24 protein-coding genes and 1 tRNA gene are annotated in these 23,156 nt (G+C 27.9%); 22 read left to right on the top strand and 3 right to left on the bottom strand.

Going from position 1 to position 23,156, the window contains the following annotated elements; translation table 11 throughout:
• Positions 1–39: 39 nt before the first annotated feature.
• The 6 genes from ylqF to CPX_RS00370 all read left to right on the top strand — a co-directional run bounded on the left by ylqF (position 40) and on the right by CPX_RS00370 (position 6,399).
• Positions 40–891 carry a ribosome biogenesis GTPase YlqF gene (gene ylqF, locus CPX_RS00390; protein ID WP_053521292.1) on the top strand — a complete coding sequence of 284 codons (852 nt, stop codon included), beginning with the start codon at positions 40–42 and terminating at the stop codon, positions 889–891.
• Positions 892–916: 25 nt separating this feature from the next.
• Positions 917–2,578 carry a type I DNA topoisomerase gene (topA, locus tag CPX_RS00385; RefSeq protein ID WP_235443166.1) on the top strand — a complete coding sequence of 554 codons (1,662 nt, stop codon included), beginning with the start codon at positions 917–919 and terminating at the stop codon, positions 2,576–2,578.
• A gap of 46 nt (positions 2,579–2,624) precedes the next feature.
• Positions 2,625–2,726, top strand: coding sequence for a topoisomerase DNA-binding C4 zinc finger domain-containing protein (locus CPX_RS03165; protein ID WP_235443165.1), 102 nt, complete (start codon positions 2,625–2,627; stop codon positions 2,724–2,726).
• A gap of 311 nt (positions 2,727–3,037) precedes the next feature.
• On the top strand, positions 3,038–3,964 hold the full coding sequence (gene ftsY / locus CPX_RS00380) for a signal recognition particle-docking protein FtsY (RefSeq protein ID WP_235443164.1): 927 nt from the start codon (positions 3,038–3,040) through the stop codon (positions 3,962–3,964).
• Positions 3,965–4,110: 146 nt separating this feature from the next.
• On the top strand, positions 4,111–5,475 hold the full coding sequence (locus tag CPX_RS00375) for a signal recognition particle protein (RefSeq protein ID WP_053521291.1): 1,365 nt from the start codon (positions 4,111–4,113) through the stop codon (positions 5,473–5,475).
• Positions 5,476–5,532: 57 nt separating this feature from the next.
• Positions 5,533–6,399: a 5'-3' exonuclease gene (locus tag CPX_RS00370; RefSeq protein ID WP_053521290.1), complete on the top strand. Its 867-nt coding sequence runs from the start codon at positions 5,533–5,535 to the stop codon at positions 6,397–6,399.
• A gap of 51 nt (positions 6,400–6,450) precedes the next feature.
• Here the strand turns inward: CPX_RS00370 and CPX_RS00365 are convergent, their stop codons facing one another.
• The 3 genes from CPX_RS00365 to CPX_RS00360 all read right to left on the bottom strand — a co-directional run bounded on the left by CPX_RS00365 (position 6,451) and on the right by CPX_RS00360 (position 8,759).
• Positions 6,451–7,353, bottom strand: a complete 903-nt coding sequence (locus CPX_RS00365) for a hypothetical protein (protein ID WP_235443163.1) — start codon at positions 7,351–7,353, stop codon at positions 6,451–6,453.
• Positions 7,354–8,373: 1,020 nt separating this feature from the next.
• Positions 8,374–8,523, bottom strand: coding sequence for an IS3 family transposase (locus tag CPX_RS03550; protein ID WP_420885265.1), 150 nt, complete (start codon positions 8,521–8,523; stop codon positions 8,374–8,376).
• Positions 8,520–8,759, bottom strand: coding sequence for a transposase (locus CPX_RS00360; RefSeq protein ID WP_053521289.1), 240 nt, complete (start codon positions 8,757–8,759; stop codon positions 8,520–8,522). Before CPX_RS00360 ends, CPX_RS03550 begins: the two co-directional genes overlap by 4 nt.
• Before the next feature lie 803 nt (positions 8,760–9,562).
• Between CPX_RS00360 and CPX_RS00350 the strand changes: the two genes are divergently transcribed.
• From CPX_RS00350 to CPX_RS00275, 16 genes are all read left to right on the top strand, one after another.
• Positions 9,563–10,009, top strand: a complete 447-nt coding sequence (locus CPX_RS00350) for a hypothetical protein (protein WP_235443162.1) — start codon at positions 9,563–9,565, stop codon at positions 10,007–10,009.
• A 419-nt stretch (positions 10,010–10,428) separates the two neighbouring features.
• Positions 10,429–12,006 carry a ribonuclease Y gene (gene rny, locus CPX_RS00345; RefSeq protein WP_053521286.1) on the top strand — a complete coding sequence of 526 codons (1,578 nt, stop codon included), beginning with the start codon at positions 10,429–10,431 and terminating at the stop codon, positions 12,004–12,006.
• 78 nt (positions 12,007–12,084) lie between these two features.
• The gene (locus tag CPX_RS00340) at positions 12,085–12,855 is read left to right on the top strand and encodes a TIGR00282 family metallophosphoesterase (RefSeq protein ID WP_053521300.1); all 771 of its coding nucleotides are present in this window, start codon (positions 12,085–12,087) and stop codon (positions 12,853–12,855) included.
• 50 nt (positions 12,856–12,905) lie between these two features.
• Positions 12,906–13,787: a tRNA (adenosine(37)-N6)-dimethylallyltransferase MiaA gene (gene miaA, locus CPX_RS00335; protein ID WP_053521285.1), complete on the top strand. Its 882-nt coding sequence runs from the start codon at positions 12,906–12,908 to the stop codon at positions 13,785–13,787.
• Between the two features lies 1 nt (position 13,788).
• Positions 13,789–14,361: an elongation factor P gene (gene efp / locus CPX_RS00330; RefSeq protein ID WP_053521284.1), complete on the top strand. Its 573-nt coding sequence runs from the start codon at positions 13,789–13,791 to the stop codon at positions 14,359–14,361.
• Positions 14,362–14,402: 41 nt separating this feature from the next.
• Positions 14,403–15,152 (top strand): (d)CMP kinase, encoded by a 750-nt coding sequence (gene cmk, locus CPX_RS00325; RefSeq protein ID WP_235443161.1) that lies wholly within the window; start codon positions 14,403–14,405, stop codon positions 15,150–15,152.
• A complete protein-coding gene (der, locus tag CPX_RS00320) occupies positions 15,149–16,468 on the top strand; it encodes a ribosome biogenesis GTPase Der (RefSeq protein WP_053521283.1) in 1,320 nt (439 codons plus the stop codon). The genes cmk and der overlap by 4 nt, the downstream gene beginning before the upstream one ends.
• Positions 16,465–17,442 (top strand): NAD(P)H-dependent glycerol-3-phosphate dehydrogenase, encoded by a 978-nt coding sequence (locus CPX_RS00315; RefSeq protein WP_053521282.1) that lies wholly within the window; start codon positions 16,465–16,467, stop codon positions 17,440–17,442. The genes der and CPX_RS00315 overlap by 4 nt, the downstream gene beginning before the upstream one ends.
• 228 nt (positions 17,443–17,670) lie before the next feature.
• On the top strand, positions 17,671–17,946 hold the full coding sequence (locus CPX_RS00310; protein WP_053521281.1) for an HU family DNA-binding protein: 276 nt from the start codon (positions 17,671–17,673) through the stop codon (positions 17,944–17,946).
• Between the two features lie 75 nt (positions 17,947–18,021).
• Complete coding sequence (locus CPX_RS00305; RefSeq protein WP_053521280.1) at positions 18,022–18,222, top strand: hypothetical protein; 201 nt, start codon at positions 18,022–18,024, stop codon at positions 18,220–18,222.
• A gap of 239 nt (positions 18,223–18,461) precedes the next feature.
• Positions 18,462–18,611 carry a 50S ribosomal protein L33 gene (gene rpmG / locus CPX_RS00300; protein WP_053521279.1) on the top strand — a complete coding sequence of 50 codons (150 nt, stop codon included), beginning with the start codon at positions 18,462–18,464 and terminating at the stop codon, positions 18,609–18,611.
• An 18-nt stretch (positions 18,612–18,629) separates the two neighbouring features.
• Positions 18,630–19,892: an aminopeptidase P family protein gene (locus tag CPX_RS00295; RefSeq protein WP_053521278.1), complete on the top strand. Its 1,263-nt coding sequence runs from the start codon at positions 18,630–18,632 to the stop codon at positions 19,890–19,892.
• A gap of 45 nt (positions 19,893–19,937) precedes the next feature.
• Positions 19,938–20,011: transfer RNA gene (locus CPX_RS00290), tRNA-Cys, on the top strand.
• Between the two features lie 258 nt (positions 20,012–20,269).
• Complete coding sequence (locus tag CPX_RS00285; RefSeq protein ID WP_235443160.1) at positions 20,270–21,271, top strand: ABC transporter substrate-binding protein; 1,002 nt, start codon at positions 20,270–20,272, stop codon at positions 21,269–21,271.
• A gap of 220 nt (positions 21,272–21,491) precedes the next feature.
• Positions 21,492–22,103, top strand: a complete 612-nt coding sequence (locus CPX_RS03160) for a periplasmic substrate-binding domain-containing protein (RefSeq protein WP_235443159.1) — start codon at positions 21,492–21,494, stop codon at positions 22,101–22,103.
• A 105-nt stretch (positions 22,104–22,208) separates the two neighbouring features.
• Positions 22,209–23,144 carry an ABC transporter permease gene (locus tag CPX_RS00275; RefSeq protein ID WP_053521277.1) on the top strand — a complete coding sequence of 312 codons (936 nt, stop codon included), beginning with the start codon at positions 22,209–22,211 and terminating at the stop codon, positions 23,142–23,144.
• Positions 23,145–23,156: the final 12 nt, after the last annotated feature.

The following is a 23,156-nucleotide window of genomic DNA, read 5'->3' as shown; positions in this document are numbered from 1 at the left end:
GCGCGGAAATAAACAAAGATAAAGAGTGGTTATAAAATAATGGTCGTTATTAAATGGTTTCCAGGACATATGAAAAAAACTTTAACAGAAATTAAAATGAATATCAAATTTGTGGATTTCATTTTAATTGTGTTAGATGCTCGAATTCCTGTTTCTAGTATGAATTTGGACTTACTAAAAGCTCTTAATAATAAACCTGTTTTAATTTTATTTAATAAAACCTTTTTAGCGGATGTTGATAAAAACCATCTTTTTGTGGATTTTTTTAAACAAAAAAAATTATTTACTTTAAATATTGATGCAAAAACTAATTTGAATATTAATAAAATTTATCCTTTGATGCAGTCTATTTTAAAAATTAAAAAATTTCCGGTTCATAAAAAAATTTTAAAATTGATGATTGTGGGAGTGCCTAATGTAGGTAAATCGACTTTAATTAATGCTTTATCACAGAGAAAAGCGTTTAAAACGGCGAATACTCCTGGAGTTACTAAAAGACTGCAATGGATTACTTTAAATAATAATATGAAATTATTAGATACTCCTGGAGTTTTGTATCATAATTTTACTGATCCACAAATAGGTTATTCATTAGCTATTTCTGGTTGTATTAAACCCACTTTATTGCCTAAAGAGGTTTTAGTGGAAAATTTATTAACTTACTTGAAAAAACACTATAAAAACCGTTTAAAAAGAATGTTTAAACTAGATGATAAAGAATTAGAAGAAGAAAACTTATTGCCTCTTATTGCCCAAAAAGCTAATTTTTTATTAAAAAATAATGTTTTAGATGAGAATAAATTGTTAGAAATGATTGTGCATAAAATAGGTAATAATAAAAAAGAAAAATTTAATTTTGATCTTGATTTAATTAGTATGTTAAAATTTTAAAATTATAGAAAGAGCATTAGGACAAATGAAAACGCAAGTGATTATTGTTGAATCGCCTTCTAAAGCTAAAACTCTTAATAGTTATTTTGATAATAAAATTTTAATTCTCTCTTCTAAAGGTCATATTAGAGATTTATCTTTAAAAGGTAAAAACCGTTTAGGGATTTATATTGAAAAAGATTTTTTACCTGATTATAAGATTATTCCGAAACAAGAAAAACTAGTTAAAGATTTAATCCGTTTAACCAAAGGCAAAGAAGTCTTGTTAGCGACTGATCCAGATCGTGAAGGAGAAGCTATTGCTTGGCATTTAACGCAAGTTTTGAATTTAAAAATGACTGATAAAAACCGTATCTTTTTTACGGAAATAACGAAAGATGTGGTTTTGGATGCTTTTAACAAGCCTTCTGTGATTAATCAATCCTTAGTTGATTCTCAAGAAACACGTAGAATGTTAGACCGTATAATGGGCTTTAAACTGTCTCGTTTAGTGAAAAGAATTAAATCCCGATCAGCTGGTAGAGTTCAATCAGTGGCTTTAAAATTAATCGCTGAATTAGAACAAGAAAGAGAAAAATTTATTCCTGAAGAATATAATTTAATTAAAGCTCTTTTTGAGACTTTTGAAGCCTCTTTAGTGGTCAAACCGAAAGATAAAAAAATTAAAAGCGAAGAAGCGGCTCAAATAGTAGAACAAATAAAAGATCAACCTTTTCTTTTAAAAGAAATAGTGGTTACAAAAGTGGTTAATAAACCACCAAAACCTTTTATTACTGCTTCCTTACAACAAGAAGCTTTTAGACATTTATCGATGAACGCGAAACAAACGATGAGTAATGCGCAAAAACTGTATGAAGGAATTGAAATAGAAGGAAAACCGGTAGGTTTGATTACTTATATGAGAACTGATTCTTATCGTTTATCTATGTCTTTCATGGAAGAAACTAAAATTTTTATTAAAGAAAAATATGGCCCAGAATATTTGGGAACTTATCAAAAATCTAGCCAAGATAATATTCAAGATGCGCATGAAGCTATTAGAATCACGGATATTAAAAAAAATCCGGAAAGTTTAACTAAATATTTAAATAAGTATCAATTATCTTTATATAAAATGATTTATGAACGGACTTTGACTAGTTTGATGGCTAACGCTGTTTTCAATAAAACACAATTATTGTTTCATGTCAAAGATTATGTGTTTAAAACCGAAGGTTTAACGGTCTTATTTGCTGGTTGTTATCAAGGGCTAGATACTAATACTTTTAAAAATGATTTTTTACCAGATTTAGAGGTTAACAAAACTTATTTACCGCAAGAAATAACGACTCTGCAAAAATTTACTACTCCGCCTGCTCGTTTTAATGAAGCTTCTTTGATTAAAACTTTAGAACAATTAAAAATTGGTCGTCCTTCGACTTATTCTACCATCATTGAAACTTTAAAAAAAAGGTTTTATGTGACAGTAGAAGAAAAAAGATTTTTTTGTACGGAACAAGGTTTTTTAACTAAAAACCTTTTAGACCAATATTTCAATTCTTTAATTAACATCGAATATACAGCTCAAATGGAAGAAAATTTAGATAAAATCGCTTCCGGCCAATTAGATAAAACCACTTTTTTAAAAAAATTTTATCACTTGTTTCAAGAAATATATGCCATAGCGGACCAAAAAAATTGTTGCTAGCAAACCAGTTTTAACAGGAGAAAAATGTAGTGTTTGTGGCGAATTATTGGTTAAAAGAAGAGGTCGATATGGGGAGTTTTTGGGTTGCAGCAATTTTCCTAAATGTAAAAAAATTGTTTCTTTAAAAGATATGGAAACTCAAAAATAGAAAAAGAATAACTCTTTTTCTAAAAAGTTTTTATTCAAAACAGATTGATATTTTTATATAATATTAGTTATACAAGAATATTTATTATTTATTCGTCATGCATGTAAAAAATTAGATTAATTTGTTCTTATTTATCTTCTTCTTTATAGCTTGTTTTAAAGAAAATGATCTATTAAAGGGCCAAATTATTAAAAAAAGGTGTTGGTAAAATATGTGGAATTTTTTAAAAAAATATTTACTAAAAAACGGTTAAAAAAGACATTTTAGGAGTTAAAAAATTAGGTAATAATTTATCCCAATGGGCCCAAGAAGTGCAAAAAAAGAGCTCTTTTCATCCTTCTTTTTTAGAAGATTTAGAGATTTTATTAGTTAAAGCTGATGTAGGGATCAAAACAGCGACACATTTAATAGCTAATATTAAAAATCGTTTAGAACACAAACCTCTTCAAGAATCTTCCGCTTTTATCGCGTTAACGATGGAGGAAATTGTGGGTTTATATGAAAAAGAATCTTATGATAATGCTGAAAAAGCTTTATCTTATGAAAAGACTGATAAAACCAATAATGCTTTAAATAAGCAAGAAAAGGTCGCAACAACGACTAAAACTATTAATGTCGATAAACCGCAAATTTATCTCTTTATGGGTGTTAATGGTGTAGGTAAAACGACCACTATTGGTAAGTTAGCCAGCAAATTAACCACCGAAGGGCAAAAAGTGCTTTTAGTGGCTGGTGATACTTTTAGAACTGGAGCAGTCGAACAATTAAAAATTTGGGGCGAAAGAACGAAAAGTGAAGTCTTTTTCAAAGAAGGAAATATCAGCCCTTCAGCGGTTATTTTTGACGCTTTGGTTTATGCGGAAAAAAATGCTTTTGATGTGGTTTTATGTGATACTTCAGGCCGTTTACAAAATAAAGTTAACTTAATGAAAGAGCTAGAAAAAATCAAAAAAGTGATTCAAAAAAAATTCCCTCAAGGTCCGCATGAATCTTTTTTAGTGCTGGACTCTATGACAGGTCAAAATGGCCTGAATCAAATTGATTTATTTAACCAAAGTATTTCTTTAAGTGGTGTTATTTTGACTAAAATGGATGGAGCGGCTAATGGTGGTTTAATTTTAGCTATTAAACATCTTTACAATCTAGAAACTAAATATCTCGGTATGGGCGAAAATCCTAATGATTTATTCGCTTTTGATATTAGAACTTTCATTCACAACTTATTTATCAAAGACTAAGTCGCTTCCGACGAATATTTATGACAAAAAAATTAACAATTGTTTGATATTTCTCAAAAATAATTTAAAAAGTATGACAAAAACACTACAATTAACATATAAAAAATTAACCAAAGACGCTCCGAAAATGAAAGGACATTCAAAAGATGAGTATTTTAAGCAGAAGTTTTCAAAAAATTATGGATACCATGAAAGGTAAAAAACATATTCAAGAAAAAGATCTTGAATTGATGATGAAAGACATACGTTTATCTTTTTTAGAAGCGGATGTTAATTATGATGTTATTACTCATTTTAACCATTTAATCAAAGAAAAAGCGGTTGGTAAAGAAGTCTTAAAAGGGCTTGAGCCGCAACAACAAGTGGTAAAAATTATTAACGATGTTTTAACGACTGTTTTAGGTTCTAAAAATATACCTTTACAACTTAATAATCCTTATGATGTGGTTTTATTAGTAGGGCTTCAAGGGAGTGGTAAAACCACTACCGCTGGTAAATTAGCTTATTTTGTGAAAAAAAAATTAAACAAAAAAGTTTTATTAATTGCTGCTGATACATATCGTCCTGGAGCAGTAAAACAATTAGTGAGTATTGGGGAGAAAATTAACATTGATGTTTTCTTTCAACAAAACAAAAATACTATGAATATTATTGATAATGGTTTAAAATATGCTCTTCATAATGGTTTTGAAACAGTTATTATCGATACTACTGGTCGTTCCGCTTTAGACCAAGATATGTTGGATGAAATTAAAACTATTAAAGAAAAAGTAAAACCAAGTGAAACTTTAATTGTGGCTGATTCTCTGTTAGGTCAAAAAGCTTCTGTTGTGGCGAAAGGCTTTCATGAAGCTTTTCATGCAACCGGGGTTATTATGACTAAAATGGATGCTGATATTAAAGGCGGATCGGTTTTATCTATCAAATATGTAACTAATTTACCGATTAAATTCATGTCTTCTTCTGAAAAACATGATGATGATAATTTTGAAATTTTTTATCCGGATAGAATGTCTTCACGTCTTTTAGGAATGGGAGATATGTTAACTTTAATCGAACAAGTAGAAGATAAAGTTAATTCCGAACAAGATAAAAAACTGGTGGACCGTTTATTGCAAGACGATTATAATTATCACGACTTACAAAAACAATTCAAACTTTTAAAAAAAATTGGTTCTATGAAAAAGATTTTAAATTTTATTCCTGGAATAGGTTCTAAAATAAGAAATATGCCAATGTTAGATAAAGATATTATTACCCAATTTGAAACTATTATTCAAAGCATGACTAAAGAAGAGCGCTTACAACCACAATTAATACAATCTAATAATCGTCGTCGTTGTCGTATCGCGAAAGGTTCCGGCAATAAATTAAAAGATGTTAATTTATTAATTGATTTTATTGAAAAACAAAAACAAATTTCTAAAAAAATGGGTAATATGGAACTTGATAATTTAAGCGCTTTAGATAACCCTGAAGAATTATTAAAACAATTTATGGATCAAAATTAAAAAAAATTTTTTACTTTTTTAAAGAAGCTAAGATAACAACGGAGAATTATAGAAGCAATGCAACATTTAATTTTGGTAGACGGAAATTCTTTAATGTTTAGAGCTTATTACGCTACCGCTTATAGTCAACAAACACCTACTTTAAACTCTCAAGGAAAAAATGTAAACGCTTTGATGGTTTTTATTAATATGTTTGAAAAAATTTTAGAAAAAACTCATCATCATATTTGTGTGGCTTTTGATTCTCCTGACAAAACGCAAAGACATGGAATTTATGGAGATTATAAAAAAGGTCGTCCGATCACTCCCCAAGATTTAATTGACCAAATAGATTTAATTAAAGAATATTTAACTCTTTCAGGTGTTAAACATCATGCTCAACCAACTTATGAAGCTGACGATATTATCGCTACTTTAGCCAAACAAGCGAGCGATAAAAACATTGCTACCACTATTTATTCTAGCGATAAAGATTTTTTACAATTAATTGATGAAAATATAACTGTGATTTTAATTAAACAAGGTTTGAAAAAAGTAGTTTCTTATGATATCCCGAAATTATGGGAAGAATATCAGTTAAAACCCGCTCAAATAGTGGATTTTAAAAGTTTAGTGGGAGATTCTTCAGATAACATTAAAGGAGTGCCTTCTGTAGGTCCTAAAATGGCTATTAAATTATTAAACCAATTTGGTAATTTAGAAAATATTTATCTTAATTTAGAACAACTAGCACCTAAACTAAAAGATAATTTAAAAAACTTTCAAGAAAAAGTTTTTTTGAATCGTTTTTTAATTACAGTCAACACTTTAGTGCCTTTAACTTTTGATTTAAAAGAAACAGAATTAACTACTTCTAAAAACGCTTTATTAATTGCTTTTTTACAAAAACATGAATTAAAAAAAACTTATGTTACAAAAAATTAAAAACGAATTTTAAAGACATTAAAAAAAGTAACCGTTTTAAAGGTCGTTTTTTTATTTATGGTGATGTGAATTTTTTTTCTTTTTAATTTTGGCTGTTATGCCGTAAGCGGAAGCTCCGGAAACAGCAACTACCATAGTTAAAACCCAGAACCATATTTCGGTTAACCAATTAGAATCAGAAATGTTTTCTTGTGGAGAATTATAAACAGTTTTATAAGTTAAATTAACTGAAGATCCGGGATTATAATTATTGCTATCCGGTTTAGTTTTTACAACTGCTTTAGTGGTGTAATTCTTAGGATCTAAAACTACTTCTACATCTTCTTTAAACACGTTATTATATTTTTGTGTTATTTGGTTTAAAACTTCCTCTTTTGTGGGTTTTTGCGGATCCGAACAAACTACATTACCTATTTCGCCGGAAGTTATGATGGTGGATAATTCTGGTAGTTTAGTAACAGTTTTATAAGTTAAATCCACTTCAGAACCGGGATTATAACTCACACTATCGGCGTTAGCCTTTGCTACTGCGTTAGTGGTGGGGTTCTGAGGGTCTACAACTACATTTACTTCATCTGGGATGAAGGTATTGTATTTTTGAGTTATTCGGTTTGAAATTTCTTCTTTTGTGGGCACTTTAGGATCAGAACAAACTACATTACCTATATTGCCGGAAGTGATGACTTGAGAAAGATCTACCGGTTCAAAACCAGTGGAATAATTTAGGTCAGCTTGTCCTTTGTAGGGATTATTTTGAGGATCCGGATTAGACGGAAAAAGAGAAGCTTGTTTGTAAGGCCATAAAGCATCAAATACGACTTTAATGTGAATATCATCAATTGGATTATTGGGGTTGTTGGCGTGAACTGCTTTTAAAATTTCGTTTCTTGTGGGTTGTTTAGGGTCAGCACATTGAATAGAACCTAACTTTGTATTAATAATTACATCCTTCAAGTCTTTTTGGTCGCTGTAATCAGCATTTAATAAGTGTGTTCTTTCTGTGTTTAAAAATAAAAAAATAAAATTAAAAATAATCTTCTTGTGTATTTTATTATTGAGTTATGTTTCAAACTTTTTTTATATACCATAGAATATTTTTGTCTCCTTATTTTTGTGCCTTAAAAGAGGCCACATTCATAATTATACAACAAAAGCTTTTAAAAGACAAATGAGAGATTTTTAAGGCTAAAAAAGAGCGTTTTTAGCGTCTTGTGAATAAAGCTAATTATTTGATTGATCGGCTTTAAAAGAGGTTTCTTTTGTTGGTTATCTTTTGGTTACAAACGCTATCATTTGATATATAATTAACTTAATTTAAATCTTTTTAATGGTAACTTATGAATAGCATTTTTTTCTGGTGGTTTTTTATTTATTAAAATATTATTTTTAATTTCATTTACTTCAATTTTAAAATATCATTTTATTTTAACAAAAAAATATAAAAATTAGTAGATTCAATAATGGTAAAAAAAGAAAAATAAACGTCCTCACGGTCGATCTCCTCTATAATGGCACCGATTGAAAATAACTAACCTTTCCAAAAAAATAGTTTTTTTTGGAAAGGTTAGTTATTAATTAATTCAATAATAATATAAAAAAATTATTTGTCAACCTTTTTTAAAATATTGACTAAAAATATGTTCTAATTATATTAGAGAAAATATTTTTGCCTTTTGTGTAACCATATAGATATCTCATTTTTATAAATTTTTTATCATTTAAGCAAAAGAGTAAATCAATAAAATTCTTAAAATAATAAAAATGAGGTTTAACGTCCGTTTAAAAATACCCTTTTAAGATGCCTTTTTGGTATCAAATATTAACGAAAAATAAATTTATGATTAAAAAAAAATAAATAAGCTTTTAAAAAAAGATTGTTTAAAATTGAAAAATTGGCTATTATTTTGGGCGGAAAATGCTCGACATCCCAGTGTTTAAGAGGAGTTTTTTTTATTTTTATAATAAAACTGATTCCTAAGTATTTGATTTAAAACTTTTCCCAAATCGTCTTCTCCAAAAACTTAGAAAAACCTCTTTTTTCACTTTAAAAGTTTTAGGAGAAAAATAATTTAAATATTTCATACTTCTTTTGTGGTTGTAATAATAAATATATTGAGTAATCATTTTTTAGTGTTTGTGTTTTCTAAATCTCTTAAATAAAGTTGTTCGCCTTTAAAATTAGACCAAAAAGACTCTATGCAACTGTTGTGAGCAGAAAAACCTGCATCAGAGAAACTTTGGAGATAACCTTTTTGTTTTAATAAATTTTGAAAAACTTTCTCGGTATATTGAGGTCCTTGGTTGGAATGGAAAATACAAGGTTTTTGAAAAGGTTTTAATTGGTTTAAAGTATCAACCACTTTGGTTCCATATTTTCAAAAAAACGGTATTCTCTGATGGTGTTGCCTTCTTTATCAGAATATTCTAAATAAGGGGTAAGGTTGATTTTGTCCTTTAAAATAGAATCTTTTTGCTTATCATCTTGGAAGATGTTATTGTTGTTTATCGGTTGGGAAGTGTTTTCTGGAACAGAAATGAGGATAGGAGTTGTCTTCTGAAAGTTTTTAAACCACTTATAAACGCTAAAAAAAGAAAAAACATATAAAAAAATGATCACTATTACGATAATAGCAGTTATTTTGATGTTTTTAGGCTTTTTTATATTAACTCATAAATTGTTTTTCTTCATAATTTTTTTCACTTTATATCCAATATAACTCCATTATAAGTTTTTTTGATAAGATAAAAGGCTTTTTTACTAAAAATCTAAAAAGAAAAGTTTAAAACAAAAAGAAATACCTTCGGTCCAACTTTTCAATCTTATTTAGATAAAATCCTCAATAAACCGTTTATAGGGTAAAAATTGTTATAAAACAAAAGATAATAAAGTAATTTTTTTATTTCTATAAGTCAAATGTTAATATATAATATTAACGGATAGTTAAATTTTAAATATTTGTAAAAATTATTATAATTTTATAAACTTTCCAACCTAAACATAAATTAAAAATTAAACTTAAAAACTTAAAATTAAACTTAAAAACTTAAAATTAAACTTTAAAAACATTAAAAAAATAAATTATCCCAAAAAAGAGGAGTTTTAACAAAAAAATTGACAAACAAATTCAATTCTAAAAAATTAATCATTAGGTCGCTTTCGATAATGGCCATTTTAATGGTTGTTTTTTCAGTCATTTATATCAGCGCTTTCGCTGCAGAAGAAAATATATTAGAATCAGAAGAACCCATCTCAGAAGAAATATTTTCAGCAGAAACACCTTTAAACATTGAATCAGAAGAAAAGATAGCAGAAAATTCTGATTTAACAACTCCAAAAGATTACCAAATCGCTCCAGAAAGTAAGAGTAAAACAGGCTCTAGCGCAGACTTATTGGATAAATTACAAAATTCACCAATATTTCATAAAATACAAGATAAAACAATTGCTTTAGGCCAAAATTTCTTAGATGAAATGCAAAAAAAAATATTAAATCCATCAAAACCAGATAAAAATAATGTAGTCGAAGGTAAAAAAGCTCCTTCGCGCAAAACACCTACTTCCAATAAAGTCAATCGATTATTTCAGACTATATATAGAAAAACGAATTGATTTTTCAAAAATGGAAAATAAGTTTTGGATTGGATCGCCTTATCTAGGACAATCATAAACAAATTAAAATTTTTTAATTTGTTTATTTTTTATATATTCGCATCATAGAAAAGAAGTCTGGGCGGAAAAACAAAAAATATTTCGCCCTTTTGCCTTATTTATAGGACTTTCGTCCTTTACAATAATGTTGTTTTATGGTATAATGTTTTTTTACAATCCTAATTTAGAATTAAGATTAAAAAAGATAAATTAATTTTGAAAAGAATTTTATTTAAAATATAAATAAATGTTTTTTTAATTCTAAAGAATGGTTTATAATAAGGATAAGTTATTTTTGTTTGATAAAAAAATTATTTTCATTTTCAAGAATAAAAATAAAAAAACACACATATGTAAAAAAGGGAAGGCATACAATTAAAATGTTACCAGGAACACATTTATGGTTCCTTGCTTTGGTTGTTCTGCTCTTAATCTTATTAACTGCGGGAGTTTATTATTATTTTTTTCATTATCGGTTTAAAATTCAAAAAATGCTTCAAAACGCCAATAAAAAAATCAAAGATAAAATAATAAATTCTCAAATATTAGCGCAAGATCTCTTATCAGAAGCTAAAAAAGAAATTTATTTATTAAAAAAAGAAACAGAATATGATTTAAACCAAAGAAGAAAAATAATCGTTAATTTAGAGGAAAAAATAATTTATAAAGAAGACTTGTTGGCTTCTCGAACTAAATATTTAAATGAGAAAGAGGAATTATTGTTTTTTAAAGAACAAAACATCAATAAACAAAAAAAAGAAATGGAACACCTTCAAAGCAAGAACCAACAAATTATTAACCAACAACAATTAAAATTAGAAGAAATAGCTTCTTTAACTCAAGTTAAAGCTAAAGAAATTTTAATGGAAGAGGCAAGAACATTAGTTGCGCAAGATATGATGTTTTTAATCAAAGAAAAAGAAGAAGAGTTGAAATTTAAAGTTAAAAAACAAGCCACTAATTTATTAGTTTCCACAATGCAAACTTTATCTCGAGATATTTCTTCGGAACATAACGTAGATATCATTTATTTTGAAAATAATGATTTAAAAGGTCGTATTATAGGTAAAGACGGTAGAAACATTAAATCTTTTGAAATTATTACAGGAGTTGATCTAATTATAGATGATGTTCCTAATACAGTTATTTTAAGTTCTTTTGATTCTATTAGAAGAGAAATAGCGAGAAGAACTTTAGAAAGTTTAATCGTAGATGGTAGAATCACTCCAGCGAGTATTGAAAAAACTTTTAATAAAATGAATTTTGAAGTAGATAATTTTATACAAGAAATAGGTGAAGAAGCTGTTTTAGAAACTAAAATAGGTTTTATTCATAATGATTTAGTCCAATTGTTGGGTAAATTAAATTTTAGAACTAGTTATGGGCAAAATGTTTTAAGACATTCTGTGGAAGTAGCTTTTATAGCTGGTAAATTAGCCGCCGAAATAGGCGAAAACCAAAATATTGCCAGAAGAGCCGGTCTTTTGCATGATATAGGAAAATCCCTAGATTACGAAATAGAAGGCAGTCATGTTAAAATTGGTGTAGATTTAGCAACTAAATTTCAAGAGCCTAAAGAAGTAATAGATGCTATAGCATCTCATCATGAAGACGAAGAACCAAAAACTGTTATAGCTGTTTTAGTGGCTATTGCTGATGCAATTAGTTCTTCTCGCCCTGGAGCACGTAGAGAATCAATCGAAAATTATATTCAAAGGATAACTCAATTAGAAGAAATAGCCGATAACATTAAAGGAGTTGAGAAATCTTACGCTATTAGATCAGGTAGAGAAATAAGAGTAATTGTTAAACCAGAAGATATTGATGATTTAGCAACTTTTTTGATAGCCGAACAAATTAAAAACCAAATTAAAAAAAACATCAATTACAATGGAAGTATTAAAATAACAGTTATCAGAGAATTTAGAGTGACCGAAGTTTTTGACGTTAATAGTTAAAAAAAGTTATTTTAAATGATTATTTGGTTAATTTTATTAATTCAACAAATGAGGAAAAATAAAACAAAGGAGCAAACGATGAACATTCTTTTTGTCGGAGACATTTGTGGAAAATCAGGTGTTGATTATTTAATGGAAAAAATCAATCTCTTAAAAAAAAAATATAATGCCGAAATGGTCATTGTTAACGCTGAAAACGTAGCCGACGGACAAGGTTTAAATTATGAAAATTACCAAAATTTAACTCTTTCTGGAGTTAATTTAATGACTATGGGAAATCATACTTGGAAGCACAATTCTTTAGAAAATTTTATTGACCATTCTAACGTTATTCGTCCGGTTAATGATGAAAGCAAGAAAGTGGGAAGTGGTTATAAAATCGTTACATATCAAAATAAAAAGATATTGATAATGAACGCTTTAGGAAGAGTTTTTATGAATAACGACTCTTTATCTTCCCCTTTTACAGAAGTAGATAAAATTTTACACGAATATCGCGACCTATATGATTATTCTTTATTGGATTTTCACGCTCAAGCTACTAGTGAGAAAATCGCTTTAGCTCATTATTTTGACGGAAGAATCGATGCTATAGTTGGAACTCATACTCACGTCCAAACGAACGATGATCGTATTTTGCCCAAAAAAACGCTTTATATATCTGATGTAGGCATGACAGGTCCTTTAGATGGCGTCATCGGTCAAGATAAAAACATTATTATTAATAATTTTTTAAATACTAAAAACAAAATGAAACAAAAAAACGCTGAAGGAAAAAGACAATTAAATGGAGTTTTATTGACCTTTGGCAAAGAGAGGAAAATTACTAAAATTAAATATAGCGAATAAAAAAATTATCGTCTATTTAAACTCCAATCTAAAAGAAATCGGAAAAGAATGTGAAAAAAATTATAGTTATTGCGGGTCCGACCACATCAGGAAAGACCGCTCTTTCAATCAAATTAGCTCAACATTTTCAAGGCGAAATAATTAACGCTGATTCAGTACAAATTTATCAAAAATTTGATATTGGTTCAGCTAAAGTCACGTTAGAAGAACAAAATAACATTAAACATCATTTGTTAAACGTTATTTCGCCTAAAGATTGTTATAATATTTATGACTTTCAAAAAGATGTCAGAAAAATTATTCCTCAAATTGATGTTCCTTTTTTAGTGGGAGGAAGTGGTTTATATATTAAAGCCGCTCTTTTTGATTATGAATTTGAAGGAAAAGTTTTACCTAAAAATTATTTAGACGAAAAGTTTGATATTAAACAACTACTTCAAGCAGTGAAAGAAAAAGACCCTCATTTGGTTTTAGATGAGAATAATCCTCACCGCATTATCAGTGCTTATCAACATTTAAACCAAAGCAAATTAAGATCTGACAAACAAGGCAAAAACACGCCTCTTTTTGATTTTTTAGTGATTTATTTAGATATCAAGCGCAAGATTTTAAAACAAAGAATCGTTTTAAGGTTAGAACAGATGTTAGAAAAAGGTTTTATCGAAGAAGTCAAAATTTTAATCAAAGATTATCCTCAAACTCATTTCAATATTATTGGATATCGGGAAATAAAATTGTTTTTAGAAGAACAAATCACTTTAGAAGAAGCTAAACGATTAATTATTTCTAAAACTTTTAAATACGCTAAAAGACAAAAAACATGGTTTAAGCACCAAATAAAACCTTTATTTGTGATAGATGCTTTATCAGATGATTTAGAAAACCAAGCCATTAATATAATTGAAAAATTTTTAAAAAAGGAATCCAACTAAAATGATTAGTACAAACGATTTTAAAACAGGTCAAACCATTAAATTAAACAATCATATTTACCAAGTTATTGAGTTTTTACATGTTAAACCAGGCAAAGGGGCAGCTTTTGTACGTAGTAAACTCAAAAACTTGAGAACAGGCGGAATTATCGAACATACTTTTAATTCTGGTATCAAAGTGGAAACAGCGTTAATTGACAAAAGAAAATTAAAATTTTCTTATATTTATTATGAAAAATACGTTTTTATTGATGAGACTACTTATGAACAAATTGAAATACCGCAAAAAATCCTAAAAGGTGCAGTTAAATATTTAGCTGAAGAAATGGTGGTGGAAGTGGTTTTTTGCGATGAGAAAGAAATTTTAGGCGTTTCTTTGCCAGACAAAATATCTTTAAAAGTGGTACAAACGGATCCTGGAGCGGTTGGCGATACTAAAAAAACCACCACTTATAAAGATGCTGTTTTAGAAACAGGTTTAAAGGTTAAAGTACCTATTTTTATTGCTCAAGATGAAACAATTATTGTGAATACAGAAACAGGACAATACGTTTCTCGAGACACGAGTAAATAATGTTAGAATAAATTTTGAAATAAAAAAAGAAAGATATCTAAATGTCATATTGGGGTGAATATTTCCACAATTCATCAACTCAAAGAAAGATAATCAAAAAACGCGGAGAATGTTATAATATGTTAAGTTTTAGATTAGCTATTGATGGGCCAGCTGGTTCAGGCAAAAGTACTATCAGTCAATTATTATCGGATAAATTTGGATGGTTTTATTTAAATACAGGTGTTTTATTCCGTATTTTGACTTATTATGTTTTAAAGAATAAAGTACCTTATAAAACGCCAGAAGACCAAAAAATCTTAGCCAAAAGGTTAGAAGAAACTCATATTAAATTAGCCGACAATATCTTTTATTTGAATAATGAAGATTTAACTTTTCGTTTAAAAGATAAAGAAATAGAAAAAGAAATCTCTTTTATTTCTTCTTTAGCTGTAGTGAGAAATAAAATTTTTAATTTACAACAAAAATTAATCCAACAACACCCTTTTATTATTATGGACGGAAGAGACATAGGAACCGTTGTGATGCCCGAAGCTAATTTAAAAATTTTTTTAACAGCTTCTGCGCAAAAGAGAGCTCTTAGAAAACAAAAAGAATTATTCGCTAAAAAACAAAAAAATATTTCTTTAGAAAGTATTGCGGAAAGTATTGAAGCGAGAGATAAACAAGATATAGAAAGAGAATTAGCTCCTCTAAAAAAAGCCGAAGATGCTTTATTCTTAGATACGACTGATATGTCTATTGATGAAGTGGTGCAATTTATAGAAGCTAAAATAATGGAAAAATTATGAATTTTAAAGTAGCTATTATAGGGCGCCCTAATGTAGGCAAATCGAGTTTATTCAATCGTATTTTAAATGAAAGAATATCGATTGTTTATGAAAAAGCAGGGACGACCAAAGATCGTATTTATTCTAAAGCTACCTGGTTAAACCAAAGTTTTTCTTTGATTGATACTGGAGGAATTGAAATTGAAAATGTCTCTATTAAAGAACAAATTAAACATCAAGCAGAATTGGCTATTAATGAAGCCCATTTAATTATTTTTGTGACCGACGGTCATACTAGATTGATTCAAGAAGATTTAAATATCGCTAAACTGCTTTATAAAAAAAATATTCCTATTATCGTAGCAGTCAATAAAATCGATAATATTTATTTTATCGAAAATGTTTATGATTTTTATTCTTTAGGTTTTGATGAAGTGGTGGGGATTAGCACTCATCATGGCATTGGTATTGGTGAATTATTAGATAAAGTAATCGCTCATCATCCTCGCAAAACAGATGTCAAAATTAATGACGAAGAATTAAGGTTTTCTTTGATAGGACGACCTAATGTAGGCAAATCAACCTTAACTAACGCTTTATTAGCGCAAGAAAGAATGATTGTTTCTGATGTTCCTGGTACCACTACAGACGCTGTGGACACTGTTTTTCAAAAAGACGGTAAAACGTATCATATCGTAGATACTGCCGGTTTAAGAAAAAGAGGCAAAATTTATGAAAAACAAGAAAAATACAGTTCTTTAAGAGCTTTAAGTGCTCTGGAAAGAAGTGATATTGTTTGTTTTGTTCTGGATGCTAGTCAAGAAATTTTTGATCAAGACCGTAATATTGCGGCTATGATTTTTAACTATGCTAAACCTTGTATGATTGTAGTGAATAAATGGGATTTAGCGGAAAATAACGATAAAGATATGAAAAAATTTGATGAAAAAATCAAAAATGAATTTAAATTTTTTGATCATGTTCCTATCGTGTATGTGTCAGCTTTTAATAAAAAAAGAATTCATACTTTTTTTCCTGTTTTAGAAGAAATATTTTATAATTATCATCAATCTTTTAGCGCCGCCCTTTTGAACGATATTTTGCATGAAGCGACTCAAATGAATCCTCCTGCTTTATTTAAAGGTGGAAAGGCTAAATTTTATTTTCTGAAACAAACATCGACCAAACCGCCGGAATTCATTTGTTTAGTTAATAATCCTGATTATATTCATTTTTCTTATAAAAGATATTTAAACAACCAATTGAGATTACACTTAGAATTAAAAGGATTACCGATTAAAATGATTTTTAAAAAGAAAGAAATGGATTTGTTATGAAAAAAATCACTATTATGGGTGGCGGCGCTTGGGGCTCTACTTTAGGACAAGTTTTGACCGACAACCAACATCAAGTCTTAATATATGATAATAACGAAACATATATTAATAAAATTAACAACCAACAACATCCTATTTTTGATTTATCTTTGCAAAAGATTGTTGCTACTAATGATTTAGAAAAATCGTTGAATTTTGCAGATATCATTGTTTTATGCATCCCTGCTCAAAACATGAGAACTTTTTTACAACAAATTAATCCTCTTTTGAAAAAACCCAAAAGTTTTATTAACGCTTCTAAAGGGATTGAAACTAAGAGTAATAAAATGATTTTTCAAATTACTAAAGAGGAAATAGATCCTGATAAGTTGAAAAATTATGCTTCTTTATTAGGTCCTTCGCATGCGGAAGAAGTCATTTTAAGGCGAATAACTTTTTTATTGTCCGCTTCTGATGATAAAGCTTTTAGTGAAAAAATAGTGGAAATATTTTCTAACCCTCATTATTTGAAAATCCATCCTTCTGATGATGTTATGGGATCCGAATTATGTAGTGCTTTTAAAAATGCTTTATCTTTGGCAAGTGGTGTTTTAGATAATGAGGATTTCCAAACTAACGCTAAAGCGGCTTTTATCAGTTTAGGCATTATAGAAATGAAAAAAGTGTTAGAAATTTTAGACATGAAAACCGACATTGTTTTAGGGCTTTCTGGTTTAGGCGATTTTATCGTGACAGCTTTTAACGAAAATTCACGTAATTATCAAGCGGGTAAAAAAATCCGTTTAGGAATGGATTTAAACGATATTTATGCTAATTCTTTTCAAACTATTGAAGGAGTTAACAATTTAAAAGTTTTTTATGAATTATCTATAGAGAAAAACATTGCTTTACCTATCATCCAAAGCACTTATCAAGTCGTTTTTGAAAAAAAACCCCTAGAAAATATCTTATCTAAGATATTAGAGACAAAATAAAACAAAAATAAATGATTTTGTGTTAATAAAGAGTAATTGTGTGTTAAAATCAAGTTATATTCATGTTGTTTTTGAAAAAAAATAAATTATTATAAACATAAACAAGATTTTCAATTTTGAAAATAAATGAATCTATGTTATTTTTTGTAGTTGATAAAAGATTTTTTTGTTAAAATACAAGTAGATTTGCAAATATAAAAGAAAAAATATAATTAAAGGAGATTAACATTGACCAAATCAGATTTATTAATTGCAATGTCCGAAAAATTGGGCGTTAATAAAAAAGAAGTAGAAAAATTTTTACTATCTTTAAACGAAACAATTAAAAAAGGGTTACATGAAGATGCAAAAATAATTCTTCCAGGATTAGGAATTGTTCGATTAAAACACCGTAAGGAAAGAAAATGTAAAGTTCCTAAAAGTGAACAAGTTTTAACTGTGCCTGCACAAGATGTTCCTGTTTTCCAAGTAAATAAAAAATTTAAAGAAATATTTAAAAAATAATTATATAAAATGTTTTGTTTTTCTTTATAATTCTTTAACATAAAGTTATCGAAAGAAGGATAAATTGGTAGATATATGGCTTTACATAATGATGATAATTATCTCATCGGCCAAAGAGTAAAAGTTGAAAACGAAAAAGAAATAGGAGTTGTTACTCGTATTGATTTTGACAATGGACTTATTTGTGTTTTATTTAAAAGAATGAGAGAAGTTATTTATAATTATCCTGAAGCTTTAGAAAATAACACTATTAAACTTTTTTTATTGAAAAAATAATCTTTTCCATTAAATTAAATTTTTATTTTAATGTCGTTTTATCAAAGAAATAGTTGCTTTTATAAAGGCTATTTTTTTTTATTTATTAAAAAAATATTATATTTCTACTGAAATAATTCTCAATAATAAATAATAATTTATTATATTTAATAAAAACTTTTTAATGAGTTTTTATGGTCCTTATTATTGAGAATTATTTTTAATGAGTTAATAATATAAGAAGTTTAGAGGGTATAAAAATGAGCGAATTAGTAAAATTAGTTTGTATAGATTGCGGTAGAGAGCATTATTACACTTACAAAAATAAAAAACAACATCCGGAGCGTTTAGAATTTAATAAATATTGTCCGTCTGAGCGTAAACACACTATCCAAAGAGAAAAAAAATAAAAAAGTTGGATTTAAAAAATGTCTGTATTTTATCAAAAAAATCGTCAATCATTGCTTAAAAAAATTGAGAATAATAGTCTAGTATTGTTTTTTTCTGATCAACATCAGTTTAACGAAGAACTTTTCGCTACGGCGAAATTTGAAGTTAATAAAAATTTTTATTATTTAACTGGTATAGAACAGAAAAATGTAGTTTTATTGATGGTTAAAAACGAACAAAAAGAAGAAGCTTTTTTGTTTTTAGACCCAGTAGATCCTGTGAAAAAATTATGGGATGGAGAAACTTTAAGTTTTGCCAAAGCTGCGGAAATAAGTTCTATTCCTGTTGAGAATTGTTTAGATATTAACCTTTTGAAAACGCTTGTATTTTCTTTATTAAATACTGTGAAAATTAGTAAATTTGGTTATATGGAAAATATTTATTTAGATTTATCCAAATTTAAATTAAAAGACAATCTGTCTGTATCTTTAAAAATGGCTAATTTAATCCAAACAAATTATCCTTTTTTAAGAATAAAGGATCATTGTCATTTGGTAGCAGATTTAAGGATCACTAAAAAACCAGAAGAAATCGCTTTAATTCAACAAGCTATTGCTTTAAATAAAACAGCTTTAGAGGGAATAGCGCAAAAAATGCAACCTGGATTATATGAATACGAAATATCGGCTTTTTATCATTATGTTTTAGAAAGTCATGGCGCAACCAACTCTTTTCACACTATTGTGGCTTCTGGTAATAACGCGACTATTTTGCATTATAACCAACAAAAGAGCCCTATTGGCGCAAATGATTTAGTTTTGATAGATTGTGGGGTTCGTTATCAAAATTATACTTCTGATGTTTCTCGTTGTTTTCCTGCTAGTGGAAAATTCACCCCTCAACAAAAACAAATTTATGAAATTGTTTTAAAAGCGAATAAAAAAACTATTGAATGGATTAAACCAGGATATACTTTTGCTGAAATGAATCAATATGGTAAACAAATTTTAAGCGACGGGTTAAGTGAATTAGGTTTTTTAAAAAAAGACGAATCTATTGATAAATATTGTTATCATGGTTTAGGTCATTATTTAGGCTTAGAAGTGCATGATGTAGGTAATTCTTTTGAACCTATTAAGGAAAATAGCATTATCACTATTGAACCAGGTTTATACTTGCCAGAATTAAGTTTAGGCATCCGTGTTGAAGACGATGTTTTAGTTAGTTCCAACGGTAATGTTAATTTAACTCACAATATTCCTAAAGAAATAGATGACATTGAAAAATTAATGACAAAATAAATAACTATTATTTATAATAGTTATTTATTTTGTTAAAGCACAAATGGCCCTGTAGCCAAGTGGTAAGGCGTGGCTCTGCAAAAGCTTGATCATCGGTTCAAATCCGTTCAGGGCCTCCATCATATAAAAATTAAGAATTAAACGAATGGTAAATATATTTAACGATATATTTATTTCCTCCAATTATAAAGGTATAAAAAAATAATTCATCTGTATTAGTTTTTAGTTGAATATAGGTAAATTATCAATATAATAAATATCTTTTTTTATCATTTTCATGACATTTTTGGCGTATTCGCATGATGTTTTTTAATAACTTTAAAATTTTTGCTTTTTGTTGTTAATTTTAAAGTTTAGAAATGAGGTAACAGATTTCTATGGTCAAAAAGGATAATAAATTTTTAAAATATATTAATAAAAACAAAAAAACATCTATTATTGTTCTTTTGGTGATAATTTTATTAATAGGAGCTTTTTTATACACGTTTAGCGGTAAAAAAGTAAATAACTCAGAAAAGACAGATACTTTGTATGTCGCTACAGCGGCTCCTATGCAACAAGGTTTTGGGATGTATAATTTTGGTTCCAGAACTGTTTATAATAATATAATAAGAAATTTAATCCATGAACCTTTATTGATAGCTAAAACTAAACCAACAGAGGATAAAAAATATGAAAAAACCACTTATGAAAGCAATATTTTAGATGAAGATAAAACTTATTCAGACTCTTCATCTAAAGAAAAAAAATATGTGTTAAAAGACAATATTAAATTTCATAATGGCGTTGATTTAACAGTCGATGATATTCTTTATTCTTGGGAAAAGACCAAAGAATTAGGTTTAGAATCTGCCCGTTATATAGAAAGTTTCAAAAAAGTTAAAAATGAGCCCAATAAGTTCACTGTTACATTGAACAATTACAAAAACAATATGAATGAATTTTATTTGAGTAAAATTTTTGTCATAAATCAAAAAGAGTGTGAAAAAGACTTTCATAAAGGAATAACAATAGGCTTAGGGGTTTTTCGATTAAAACTCATCAAAAACGACACAACAGTTCAATTAGAATTATTTGACAAACATCCTCAAAAACAACAACAACCGAAAATCGCCAAAATTCATTTTCAATATTATCCTAATTCTGCGACTTGTTTCTTAGCAACGCGAAATGAGAATATAGATATATTAATAGAACCAACAAATGAAAATATCTTTGAAATCCAAAATAAAAATATCAATCATTTAAAAACAGTAAAGAATGAATTTTTAAATTTAGAATTTATCTTATTGAATAATGATCTTTTAAATTTCGATACAAGAAAAATTCTTTATGACATTATTCAGGCAAATAAAAAAAAATATTATACGAATTATTAAAAAACCAAACAAATGAAGATGAAAGAACGAATTATCAAGAAATCGATTCCTTTTCAGATCCTCGTTTAATCGGCGGAAATATGGAAGACAAAAAACCAATCGATAGTGCCGAAGCAGAACAAAATCATCAATCGACAATAAATCGTTTTAAAACAGAATTGCAAAACAAACCGCAAATAAAAAAAAAATTAAAATATTAATCACTCAAGATGATAATAAATTGAGAAATCGCTTTTTATCTAAATTACAAGTCGTTTTGGAAGTGATAGGTTTTCAATGTGAAATGGAAAAGAATGATTTTAACACTATGTTGGTAACAGCTCAAAAAGGAGATTTTGACATAGTTTCTTTTAGTGATAGTTTATCTAATACTTATCCTCATTATGTTTTAAAACAATATTTTGGTCGAATTAATACTGATTCCACAGGAAAAGAACGTTTTAAAAGGGTTGAAGGCGAAGTGATAGATGGTATTATGAATGTATCTTCTTTTAAAAACTTCAAAAACCAAGATATAAATGAAAATAACGTCAAAAATGGTAATAATAATGATGTATGGGCTTTATTGGATGAAATAGATAATATTCCTATCGAACAAAAACCATCCCAAAAAACAGAAAATCATTCAGAAACAGAAACATACCAAACAGGTTCTAATTCATATCTAGAGAAAATAAAGCAAATACAAACCATTTTAAAAGACAATTATGTTTATGTTCCTTTATTTTCTAAACAACAAAAAATTTCTATTACCAGAGATAAAATTAAAGGCTTTGAAATGGATGCTTTCGGTAATATTAATTGGTTAGGCATCGCTAAAACTAAAGAATAATAAATGTATTTGTGATTTCTTTTTCTTAAGAAGAAAAAAGATGTCTTTATGGAAATGCATATATGGCAGCAAATCTAAATGAAGTTATAGAAAGTATGTATCAAAATGGCTAAATATACTTTGAAAAAAATATTTTATACAATGTTTATTTATTTGCTTGTTATTGTGAGTATTTTTTTCGCTTTAAAGCTTTTTTCCGATCCGGTACAAGCTTTATTAGGGCAAGACAGTACTTATGAAGAAAAAGCCAAATTAACTCAAGAATTAGGGTTAGATAAAAGTGCAAATAAACAATTTTGGGATTATTTGACAGGGATTATTTTTAAATTTGATTTTGGCAAATCATACAGTCAAAGAGATCGAAAAGCTATTAACTTATTTATGGCGCCTTTTGCTATTACTTTAACATTATCTATCATTAGCATTTTTATTGCCTCTTTTTTAGGTATTTTGACTGGCATGTTTGCGGCTTATTATCAAAACAGTAAAAAAGACTATTTCGTACTTTTACTTTCTATTTTGATAATTTCCACGCCTAGTTTTATCATAGGTTTCTTTTTGCAATATTTTTTAGGTTTTCGTTGGATGTTATTCCCTATTTCTGGTTTAGAAAGTCCTTCTTCTTGGATTTTGCCTATCAGTACGTTAGTTTTGGGACAAACTTTTTTAATCGCTAGAACGGCGAGAAATAATATCATTGAGATTTTAGAACAACCTTATATTGTCGCAGCACGCGCTAAAGGATTAACGCCGACTTATATTTTATTCCATCATGTTTTAAAAAACGCTTTAATGCCTATTATCGCCCAAATTGGCTTACTTTTTAGTTTTATGTTAGGTGGTTCTTTAATAGTAGAATCTATTTTTAATATTGACGGAGTGGGTTCTTTGATAATGACATCTTTTACTAAAAGAGATATCCCAGTCATTCGCGCTTCTATCATCTTATTGGCTTTATTTATTAGTGTCTTTAATATTGCTTTAGAATTACTTTATGTTTGTTTGGACCCTAAAACGAAAGAAAAAAATCGTAAATTTTAATAAAGTAAAAAA

It is taken from the genome of Candidatus Phytoplasma pruni (assembly GCF_001277135.1).
Classification (GTDB): Bacteria; Bacillota_I; Bacilli_A; order Acholeplasmatales; family Acholeplasmataceae; genus Phytoplasma; species Phytoplasma pruni.
This window is presented reverse-complemented; position numbering and strand designations above follow the sequence as displayed.

Bases quoted from the DNA above. Each gene is read 5' to 3' on its own strand.
- efp (WP_053521284.1), top strand. From the start codon at position 13,789: ATGATTAGTACAAACGATTTTAAAACAGGTCAAACCATTAAATTAAAC.
- CPX_RS00375 (WP_053521291.1), top strand. From the start codon at position 4,111: ATGAGTATTTTAAGCAGAAGTTTTCAAAAAATTATGGATACCATGAAA.
- CPX_RS00275 (WP_053521277.1), top strand. From the start codon at position 22,209: ATGGCTAAATATACTTTGAAAAAAATATTTTATACAATGTTTATTTAT.
- CPX_RS03550 (WP_420885265.1), bottom strand. From the start codon at position 8,523: ATGATTACTCAATATATTTATTATTACAACCACAAAAGAAGTATGAAA.
- rpmG (WP_053521279.1), top strand. From the start codon at position 18,462: ATGAGCGAATTAGTAAAATTAGTTTGTATAGATTGCGGTAGAGAGCAT.
- rny (WP_053521286.1), top strand. From the start codon at position 10,429: ATGTTACCAGGAACACATTTATGGTTCCTTGCTTTGGTTGTTCTGCTC.
- CPX_RS00340 (WP_053521300.1), top strand. From the start codon at position 12,085: ATGAACATTCTTTTTGTCGGAGACATTTGTGGAAAATCAGGTGTTGAT.
- topA (WP_235443166.1), top strand. From the start codon at position 917: ATGAAAACGCAAGTGATTATTGTTGAATCGCCTTCTAAAGCTAAAACT.
- CPX_RS00295 (WP_053521278.1), top strand. From the start codon at position 18,630: ATGTCTGTATTTTATCAAAAAAATCGTCAATCATTGCTTAAAAAAATT.
- ylqF (WP_053521292.1), top strand. From the start codon at position 40: ATGGTCGTTATTAAATGGTTTCCAGGACATATGAAAAAAACTTTAACA.
- CPX_RS00370 (WP_053521290.1), top strand. From the start codon at position 5,533: ATGCAACATTTAATTTTGGTAGACGGAAATTCTTTAATGTTTAGAGCT.
- CPX_RS00285 (WP_235443160.1), top strand. From the start codon at position 20,270: ATGGTCAAAAAGGATAATAAATTTTTAAAATATATTAATAAAAACAAA.
- cmk (WP_235443161.1), top strand. From the start codon at position 14,403: ATGTCATATTGGGGTGAATATTTCCACAATTCATCAACTCAAAGAAAG.
- CPX_RS00350 (WP_235443162.1), top strand. From the start codon at position 9,563: ATGGCCATTTTAATGGTTGTTTTTTCAGTCATTTATATCAGCGCTTTC.
- CPX_RS00315 (WP_053521282.1), top strand. From the start codon at position 16,465: ATGAAAAAAATCACTATTATGGGTGGCGGCGCTTGGGGCTCTACTTTA.
- der (WP_053521283.1), top strand. From the start codon at position 15,149: ATGAATTTTAAAGTAGCTATTATAGGGCGCCCTAATGTAGGCAAATCG.
- CPX_RS00305 (WP_053521280.1), top strand. From the start codon at position 18,022: ATGGCTTTACATAATGATGATAATTATCTCATCGGCCAAAGAGTAAAA.